The sequence below is a fragment of the Pseudomonas emilianonis genome (genome assembly GCF_023072625.1).
GTDB classification, from domain to species: domain Bacteria; phylum Pseudomonadota; class Gammaproteobacteria; order Pseudomonadales; family Pseudomonadaceae; genus Aquipseudomonas; species Aquipseudomonas paraveronii.
The window spans coordinates 1-8,631 of record NZ_JAKNRV010000225.1; the positions used below are offsets into that span (position 1 = coordinate 1).

Sequence of the window (8,631 nt, forward strand, 5' to 3'; positions counted from 1 at the left end):
GGCCGTCGGCCTCGATCCGGACCAACTGCGCTCCCAGGAACTGGTGCTGCCCGGCGTGCGCTTTGCGGTGGACGCCTACGTCAACTTCGCCCGCCGTGCGCGCTGGCAGGAAGCCGCCAGCAGTTCGCTGACCGAACTGTTCGCGCCGCAGATCCACCAATCGCGCCTCGACAGCTGGCCGCAGCATTACCCGTGGATCGACCCCACCGGCTATGAGTATTTCCGCACGCGCCTGGGCCAGGCCCGCCGCGATGTGGAGCATGGTCTGGCGATCACCCTGCAGCACTACACCACCCGTGAAGGCCAGGAGCGCATGCTGGAAATTCTCCAGTTCAAACTGGACATCCTGTGGAGCATGCTCGATGCCATGAGCATGGCCTACGAACTGAATCGCCCGCCGTATCACAGCGTGACCGAGCAGCGGGTCTGGCATAAAGGGATCACCCTATGAGCTTTGATCGCAGCAGGACACCGGTCTGGCGCCAGGGCTATCGCTTCCAGTACGAGCCTGCGCAAAAAGGCCATGTGCTGCTCTACCCGGAAGGCATGATCAAGCTCAACGACAGCGCCGCGTTGATTGGCGGGTTGATCGACGGTGAGCGCAACGTCACGGCGATCATCGCCGCGCTGGATGAACAATTCCCTGGTGTGCCTGAGCTCGGTGACGATATCGAGCAATTCATGGAGGTTGCCCGTGCTCAGCACTGGATCACGCTTGCCTGAACAACCGGCCATCGGTCTGCCGCTGTGGCTGCTCGCCGAGCTGACCTATCGCTGCCCGCTGCAGTGCCCGTATTGCTCCAACCCGCTGGATTTCGCCGAGCAGGGCAAGGAGCTGAGCACCGAGCAGTGGATCAAAGTGTTTCGCGAAGCACGCGAGATGGGCGCCGCGCAGTTGGGCTTTTCCGGCGGTGAGCCGCTGGTGCGCCAGGACCTCGCCGAACTGATTGCCGAAGCGCGCAAACTGGGCTTCTACACCAACCTGATCACTTCCGGCATCGGCCTGACCGAGCAGAAGATCAGCGATTTCAAAAAGGCGGGTCTGGACCATATCCAGATCAGCTTCCAGGCCAGCGACGAACAGGTCAACAACCTGCTGGCCGGCTCGAAAAAGGCCTTCGCACAAAAACTGGAAATGGCTCGCGCGGTGAAGGCCCACGGCTATCCGATGGTGCTGAACTTCGTCACCCATCGGCACAATATCGACAAGATCGACCGCATCATCGAGCTGTGCATTGCACTGGAGGCGGACTTTGTCGAACTCGCCACCTGCCAGTTCTACGGCTGGGCGCAGCTCAATCGTGTGGGGTTGTTGCCGACCCAGGAACAACTGGTGCGCGCCGAACGTATCACCAACGAATACCGCGCCAAGCTCGAAGCCGAAGGGCACCCGTGCAAGCTGATTTTCGTCACCCCGGATTACTACGAAGAACGCCCGAAAGCCTGCATGAACGGCTGGGGCAGTATCTTTCTGACAGTCACTCCGGATGGAACCGCCCTGCCCTGCCACGGTGCCCGACAGATGCCGGTGCAATTTCCCAATGTGCGTGACCACAGCATGCAGCACATCTGGTACGACTCCTTCGGTTTCAACCGCTTTCGCGGCTATGACTGGATGCCGGAGCCGTGCCGCTCATGCGATGAAAAGGAAAAGGACTTCGGCGGCTGCCGTTGCCAGGCGTTCATGCTGACCGGCGATGCGAGCAACGCCGACCCGGTGTGCAGCAAATCCGAGCACCACGGCATTATCCTTCAAGCCCGGGAAGACGCCGAACACGCCACCCAGACCATCGAGCAACTGGCCTTTCGCAACGAGCGCAACTCCCGGCTCATCGCAAAAGGCTGAGGGCCTCAGCGCTTGGCGATGATGTACACCGCGTGAATGACGCCTGGGAAGTAACCGCACAAGGTCAGCAGAATATTCAGCCAGAACGCGCCGGCGAAACCCACTTGCAGGAACACACCCAGTGGCGGCAACAGAATGGCGATGATGATGCGAATGATGTCCATGGGTTCAGCTCCTGAAAATCGGCTCGTGTGAGCCGTCTAGCTAATCGACCTTGGACGTTCGTGAGGGTTCAGTGGGATCTGGCACTGCGGCCATCCTTCTCTGAACAAAAAAAAACGCCCCCAGCCAAAACAAACAAGCTGGGGGCGCCGCGTATACCGCGAGACGGTTCAGGAATTAGGGGTCAAACGGCGATGCCCTTGCGGCATTGAACCTGTGCGGTACGCACCCGGGAAAAAGCGTGAGTCAGGCGCAGGAGCATTTCGTCGATGTCGCTTTTGCTCACCGTTAGGGCCGGGGTGAAGCGCAGGCAGTTGGGTTGCGGGGCGTTGAGGATCAGTCCTTCGTCCAGAGCGGCTTTTACCACGGCGTCTGCAGAATCATCCGACAACGTCAGTCCCCACATCAGGCCGTGGCCGCGCAGTTGACCGTGGCCGTAGCGGTAAGCCAGGCGGGCAAGACCTTCGCCGAGGTAGCAACCAGATTCTCGTACATGCTCGAAGAAACCGTGCCCCAGCACGGTATCGAGTACCGCCACCCCGGCCGAGGCCATCAGCGCATTGCCATGATGGGTGCCTTCCAGCTCACCGACTTCGAAGCAACAGGCTTTGCCGCGCGCCAGCAGTGCCGCCAGCGGCACACCACCGCCCAGGCCTTTGCCGAGCGCAATGATGTCGGCGCGCACACCGTATTGCTCTTCGGCAAGCAAGGTGCCGCAACGGCCGATACCGGTTTGCACTTCATCGAGGATCAGCAGAATACCCAGCTCGCGGCACAGTCGCTCGACACCCTTGAGGTAATGCTCGGTCGCGAGGATAACGCCGGCTTCGCTCTGGATCGGCTCCAGCATGATGGCAACGGTTTGCGCGTCAACGGCCGCGTGCAGCGCCGCCAGATCGTTGAGCGGAACGTGGCTGAAGCCCGGCAGCTGCGGTTCAAAGCGGTTTTCGCGGCTGCTCGCCGAAGCCGACATCGCCGCGAAGCTGCGCCCATGGCAACCGTTGCTGGCGCTGATGATGCGATAAGCGCCACCGCGATACAGCTGGCCCCACTTGCGCGCCAGTTTGATCGCCGCTTCGCAGGCTTCCGCGCCGCTGTTGAGCAAATACGCCTGGTCGCTGCCGGTGCGGTGGCACAGGCGGTCGACGAGGTTGAGTTGGGGGCGGTTATGCAAGCCGTGACCGGGATTGATCAGCGTATAGGCCTGGTCGGCCAGGGCCCTGATCAATACCTGCGGGCTGTGGCCGAGGCTGTTGGCCGCGCAGCCCTGGCTGAAGTCCAGATAGGCGCGATCATCGCTGTCCCACAACCAGGAACCCTGGCCGCGCACGAAGACCTGCGGGGGGCGCGCTACGGTAGGCATCAAGCATCCACTGGGAAAATCTTCGCCGCAAGCATCCAGGATCAGGTCATCCAGACTGGCCGCCGAACGGCGCAAATTGAACAGATTCACACTTTTCCTCCCATGGCAACCACGCCGTGGTGGGTGTACCCCGCAAAACCTGCCTGGAGGTTTTTTGCCTTGCCTATGCAAACACCATCAACATAAACGTTAATCATCGCCCGATCTGGCCCTGTAAGCCTTGTGGATAGGCGCTAGACTAGGCGTCTCGGGGGCCAACGGCCATTTCGATTTTCCAGCTTTTTCGATAAGAATTACTTATGGATTTTAAGCAACTGCGTTATTTCGTCGCGGTGTATGAGGAAGGCCACGTAGGCCGTGCAGCCGGGCGTCTTTCGATCTCCCAACCGGCGCTGTCACAGCAGATCCGCCAGTTGGAGCAAAACCTCGATGTGAGCCTGTTCGAGCGCAGCAGCAAGCGCCTGCTGCCGACCCTCGCAGCCCATACGTTATACAACCACGCCTTGCCGTTGATTGATGGCATGCAGCAAGCCGTAGAGGCATTGCGCAACTTCAAGGGCCAGGCATTGCGCACGTTGGCCATCGGCGTGCTGCAAACCGTACACACCAGCCTGGTACCGCAAATGCTCGAGCGCGTGCGCAAGGCCCAGCCGCACCTGGTGGTGCAAATCTACGAACTGACCGGGATTGAAATTGAACGGCGCCTGCTCAATGGGTCGCTGGACATCGGCATCAGTTACCTGCCGCCCCGCCAGCCGGGGTTGCACGGCGTGCTGCTGTATGAAGATGAGCTGAAGGTGGTCATCCCGGAGGATCACCCCCTGCGCGAATTCAAGAAAGTCTCCCTGACACAGGCGGCCGAGTTGCCGATGTTACTGCTGGGGGAGGAGTTTCAGATCAGGCAGATCTGGCAGGGCCAACTGTCCAACCTCGGGCGGCGCCCGCAGGTGCAGGCGGAGCTGAATACCATGGTAGGGATTCTCGACAGCCTGCCTCATACCAAATTGGCCACGGTGCTACCGGGACGCTCCCAGGACGAACACAACAGCAAGGCGCTGCTGTGGAAACCCTTGAGTGAACCCAGGGTGCCACTGAAAGTCGGGTTGGTGTGCCGCGATGTGCAGCGCCAGCAAGCGACGTTGGCGTTGCTGCGCACCTTGCTGGAGGACGTGATGAATGCCCCGCAGGTGCCGGTCTGACTTTTTCGCGGGCAAAAGAAAACCCCGCCGAGGCGGGGTTTTGCAGACTGTTTCCCTGACATCCATTTCACTCCGCCATCCTGGCAGAATCCTACGTGTCCGTGTTGTTGCTTTGCGCTTCCTGCGCGACGTCCATGTGAAGTAGATTATCCGTGGATCCAATTTGGCGATAGAGGACGATTAGCAGCACGTCATGTAAGAGAATGCTTACAAAGCCTCTACACCCTTAGAACAGGGACTCATCCAGCAAAAACAGCGATTCGCTACCGGCTTGTACAGACGCACTCAACGAGTGAATACGCGGCAGCAGACGGGCAAAGTAGAAGCGCGCAGTGCCCAACTTGCTGGCGTAGAAGTCTTCCTCGGCCTCTTTGCCCAACGCCGCCTTGGCCATCATTGCCCACATATAGGCGTAGGCCATGTATCCGAATGCATGCAAATACTCCACCGAGGCCGCACCGATTTCATTCGGGTTGCTCTTGGCGCGATCCAGCACCCAGGCCGTCAATTCATCCAGGCTATCCACTGCGGCGTTGAGCGGCGTGGTGAACTCGGCCAGCTCCGCGCCTGCGGTGGCGGTGAACTGGCGGATCTCATCAGCGAACAAGGTGTAGAACGCACCGCCACTGCCGACGATCTTGCGTCCCATCAGGTCCAGGGCCTGAATGCCGTTGGTGCCTTCGTAGATCTGGGTGATGCGCACATCACGCACCAATTGCTCCTGGCCCCACTCGCGGATGTAACCGTGGCCGCCAAAGACTTGTTGGCCGAGCACCGTGGTTTCCAGGCCCAGATCGCTCAGGAACGCCTTGGCCACCGGGGTCAGCAAGGCCACCAGGTTATCCGCGCGCTCGCGGGCGGCGGTATCTTCGCTGAACTTGGCGATATCCAGCTGCATCGCCACATACGTGGAGAATGCACGGCCGCCTTCGTTCGACGCCTTCATGGTCAGCAGCATGCGACGCACGTCCGGGTGGACGATGATCGGGTCGGCGACTTTATCCTTGGCCTGCGCGCCGGTCGGCGCACGGCTCTGCAGACGGTCGCGCGCGTATTCAATCGCGTTCTGGTAGGACCGCTCACCGGACGCCAGGCCTTGGATACCCACGCCCAGGCGCTCGTAGTTCATCATGGTGAACATCGCCGCCAGACCACGGTTAGGCTCACCCACCAGGTAACCCACGGCTTGGTCAAAGTTCATCACGCAGGTCGCCGAGGCCTGAATCCCCATCTTGTGTTCGATGGAGCCACAGCTCACCGGGTTACGCGCGCCCAGGCTGCCGTCCGCATTGACCATGAACTTCGGCACCAGGAACAACGAGATGCCCTTGGGACCGGCCGGGGCATCCGGCAGTTTGGCCAGCACCAGGTGGATGATGTTCTCGGTGAGGTCGTGTTCGCCGCCAGTGATGAAGATCTTGGTGCCGCTGATGGTGTAGGAACCGTCCGCCTGAGGCTCGGCCTTGGTGCGGATAATCCCCAGATCGGTACCGGCATGGGCCTCGGTCAGGCACATGGAACCGGCCCACTTGCCGGAGTACATATTCGGCAGGTAGGTTGCCTTGAGTGCTTCACTGGCGTGGGTGTTGATCGATACGCAGGCGCCGGAGGTCAGCATCGGGTACAGGCCGAAGGCCAGGCTCGACGAGTTGATCATCTCTTCAACCTGCGCCGACACGGCCTTGGGCATGCCCATGCCGCCAAAGGCCGGATCACCGCCCACGCCCACCCAACCGCCTTCGGCGTAGGTGGTGTAGGCCTGTGGAAAGCCGTCCGGGGTGCTGACGACAGTGTCTGCCCAGCGGCAGCCCTGTTCATCGCCACTGCGGCTAAGCGGAGCGATGGATTTGGCGGTGACTTTGCCGGCTTCTTCGAGGATTGCCTCAACGGTTTCGGCGTCGACAGTGTCTGCCAATGCCGGCAATTGGGCCCAAAGTGTGGCGACCTCAAAAACTTCGTTGAGGACGAAGCGCATATCACGCAGCGGCGCTTTGTAATCAGCCATGGCAAACCTCGTGAGAACGTGAAAAGTGATTCGATAGGGTCGGTTTTACAGGCGCCGAGTGTACCCGAACAACTTTTAAGACACATAGGGTCCACTTGTGACCGCTTGGTATTTTTAGGTCATCACAAGCCAAATGCCTCCGCAGGCAGACTCATCAGGCACTCGCTGCCCGCCTCCACGGCCGCCCGATGGGTGGCGGTGCGTGGCAATAAGCGCTTGAAGTAGAAGTCGCAGGTGGCCAGCTTGGCCTTGGCAAACTCGGCATCATCATGCGTCTGCGCCGCGATCGCCATGCGCAGCCACAGATAGGCGAGGATGATGTAGCCGCTGTACATCAAGTAGTCCACCGCAGCGGCGCCCACTTCGTCAGGGTTTTTCATCGCGGCCATCCCGACCTTGGTCGTCAGCTCACCCCATTGCCGGTTCAGTTGATCGAGTTGCGCCACATACGCCTTGAGCTGCGCATGCTCGGCATTCGCCTCGCAAAACTTATGCACAATCCGCGTAAAACCGCGCAGCAGCTTGCCCTGGCTGCCCAGCACCTTGCGCCCCAGCAAGTCGAGCGCCTGAATGCCGTTGGTGCCTTCGTAGATCGGCGCAATCCGGCAATCGCGCACCAACTGTTCCATGCCCCACTCGCGAATAAAACCATGGCCGCCGAACACCTGCATGCCGTGGTTGGTCACCTCCAGCCCGGTGTCGGTCATGAAGGCTTTGCAGATCGGCGTAAGGAACGCCAGCAGGTCTTCGGCTTCCTGGCGCTGGCCGGCGTCGCGGCTCAAGTGCGCGGTGTCGAGCAGTTGCGCGGTGAAATAGGTGAGCGCCCGGTTGCCTTCGTTGAACGCCTTCATGGTCAGCAGCATGCGCCGCACGTCGGGGTGGACGATGATCGGGTCGGCGGCTTTTTCCGGGGCCTTGGCGCCGGTCAGCGCGCGCATTTGCAAGCGGTCGTTGGCGTATTTGACCGCGCCCTGAAAGCTCGCTTCGCCATTGCACAGCCCTTGCATCCCGGTGCCGAGGCGCGCGTGGTTCATCATGGTGAACATGCAGTTGAGGCCTTTGTTCGCCTCGCCGATCAAAAAGCCCTTGGCAGCGTCGAAGTTCAGCACGCAGGTGGCCGAGGCCTTGATCCCCATCTTGTGCTCGATGGAGCCGCAATGTACCGCGTTGCGCTCGCCCGAATCCGCATGGAACTTGGGCACGATAAACAGCGAGATGCCTTTGGTGCCGGCCGGGGCATCCGGCAGCTTGGCCAGCACCAGGTGGATGATGTTGGCGCTCAGGTCGTGCTCACCGGCGGAGATGAATATCTTGCTGCCGCTGACCGCATAGCTGCCATCCGCCTGGGGCACGGCGCGGGTCTTGATCAGGCCCAGGTCGGTGCCGCAGTGGGCTTCGGTCAGGCACATGGTGCCGGTCCATTCACCGGCGGTGAGTTTGCTCAGGTAGGTGGCTTTCTGCTCGGCGGTGCCGTGGGCGTGGATCGCCGACATCGCGCCGTGCGTCAGCCCTGGGTACATGCCCCAGGACGTGTTGCTGGAGCCGATCATTTCGCTGAGCACCAGCCCGAGAGATTGCGGCAAGCCTTGGCCACCGTAGGCCGGGTCGGCCGCCACGCCGTGCCAGCCACCTTGCACATACTGGGCGAACGCTTCCTTGAAGCCCTTGGGCGTGGTCACCACACCTTTGTCGAAATGGCAGCCTTCTTCATCGCCGCTGCGGTTGAGTGGCGCGAGTACGTTCTCGCAAAATTTCGCACCTTCTTCGAGGATCGCGCTGACCATGTCCGGGCTGGCGTCTGTCGCGCCGAGGGCGGCGTAGTGAGCGTGGAAATCAAACACGTTGTCGATCAGAAAGCGCATGTCGCGCAGGGGAGCTTTGTACTCAGGCATGGCAATATCTCCGGCAGCAGATGGTTTCAACCTACTGCCGGCCGCCGCCGCGAACAATTACTGTAGAGCCGCTGAATACAGCGCTATCACTCAACCGGCAGCACTCTGCGTGCGCACCGCGCCACGGCGGGTTTGCCCGGCCGCGACCACGCAGTTACGCCCGG

7 protein-coding genes and 1 pseudogene are annotated in these 8,631 nt (G+C 60.9%); 4 read left to right on the top strand and 4 right to left on the bottom strand.

Annotation, left to right across the window (positions count from 1 at the left end; translation table 11 throughout):
• The 3 genes and pseudogenes from L9Z73_RS20025 to pqqE all read left to right on the top strand — a co-directional run.
• Nucleotides 1–451: pseudogene (locus L9Z73_RS20025) on the top strand (pyrroloquinoline-quinone synthase PqqC); the annotation flags it as partial.
• Nucleotides 448–723 (top strand): pyrroloquinoline quinone biosynthesis peptide chaperone PqqD, encoded by a 276-nt coding sequence (pqqD, locus tag L9Z73_RS20030; RefSeq protein WP_247404510.1) that lies wholly within the window; start codon nucleotides 448–450, stop codon nucleotides 721–723. The pseudogene L9Z73_RS20025 and the gene pqqD, both read left to right, overlap by 4 nt.
• Nucleotides 716–1,846 carry a pyrroloquinoline quinone biosynthesis protein PqqE gene (gene pqqE, locus L9Z73_RS20035; protein WP_282598688.1) on the top strand — a complete coding sequence of 377 codons (1,131 nt, stop codon included), beginning with the start codon at nucleotides 716–718 and terminating at the stop codon, nucleotides 1,844–1,846. The genes pqqD and pqqE overlap by 8 nt, the downstream gene beginning before the upstream one ends.
• Before the next feature lie 5 nt (nucleotides 1,847–1,851).
• On the opposite strand, the gene L9Z73_RS20040 is transcribed toward pqqE, so the two are convergent.
• Nucleotides 1,852–2,010 carry a YqaE/Pmp3 family membrane protein gene (locus tag L9Z73_RS20040; RefSeq protein ID WP_247404518.1) on the bottom strand — a complete coding sequence of 53 codons (159 nt, stop codon included), beginning with the start codon at nucleotides 2,008–2,010 and terminating at the stop codon, nucleotides 1,852–1,854.
• A gap of 182 nt (nucleotides 2,011–2,192) precedes the next feature.
• Nucleotides 2,193–3,461, bottom strand: coding sequence for an aspartate aminotransferase family protein (locus L9Z73_RS20045; protein ID WP_247404520.1), 1,269 nt, complete (start codon nucleotides 3,459–3,461; stop codon nucleotides 2,193–2,195).
• 209 nt (nucleotides 3,462–3,670) lie between these two features.
• Between L9Z73_RS20045 and L9Z73_RS20050 the strand changes: the two genes are divergently transcribed.
• Nucleotides 3,671–4,570 (top strand): LysR family transcriptional regulator, encoded by a 900-nt coding sequence (locus L9Z73_RS20050; RefSeq protein WP_247404523.1) that lies wholly within the window; start codon nucleotides 3,671–3,673, stop codon nucleotides 4,568–4,570.
• Nucleotides 4,571–4,796: 226 nt separating this feature from the next.
• Here the strand turns inward: L9Z73_RS20050 and L9Z73_RS20055 are convergent, their stop codons facing one another.
• Both L9Z73_RS20055 and L9Z73_RS20060 read right to left on the bottom strand, forming a co-directional pair.
• On the bottom strand, nucleotides 4,797–6,575 hold the full coding sequence (locus L9Z73_RS20055; protein WP_247404526.1) for an acyl-CoA dehydrogenase C-terminal domain-containing protein: 1,779 nt from the start codon (nucleotides 6,573–6,575) through the stop codon (nucleotides 4,797–4,799).
• 122 nt (nucleotides 6,576–6,697) lie between these two features.
• Nucleotides 6,698–8,467: an acyl-CoA dehydrogenase C-terminal domain-containing protein gene (locus L9Z73_RS20060; protein WP_247404529.1), complete on the bottom strand. Its 1,770-nt coding sequence runs from the start codon at nucleotides 8,465–8,467 to the stop codon at nucleotides 6,698–6,700.
• Nucleotides 8,468–8,631: the final 164 nt, after the last annotated feature.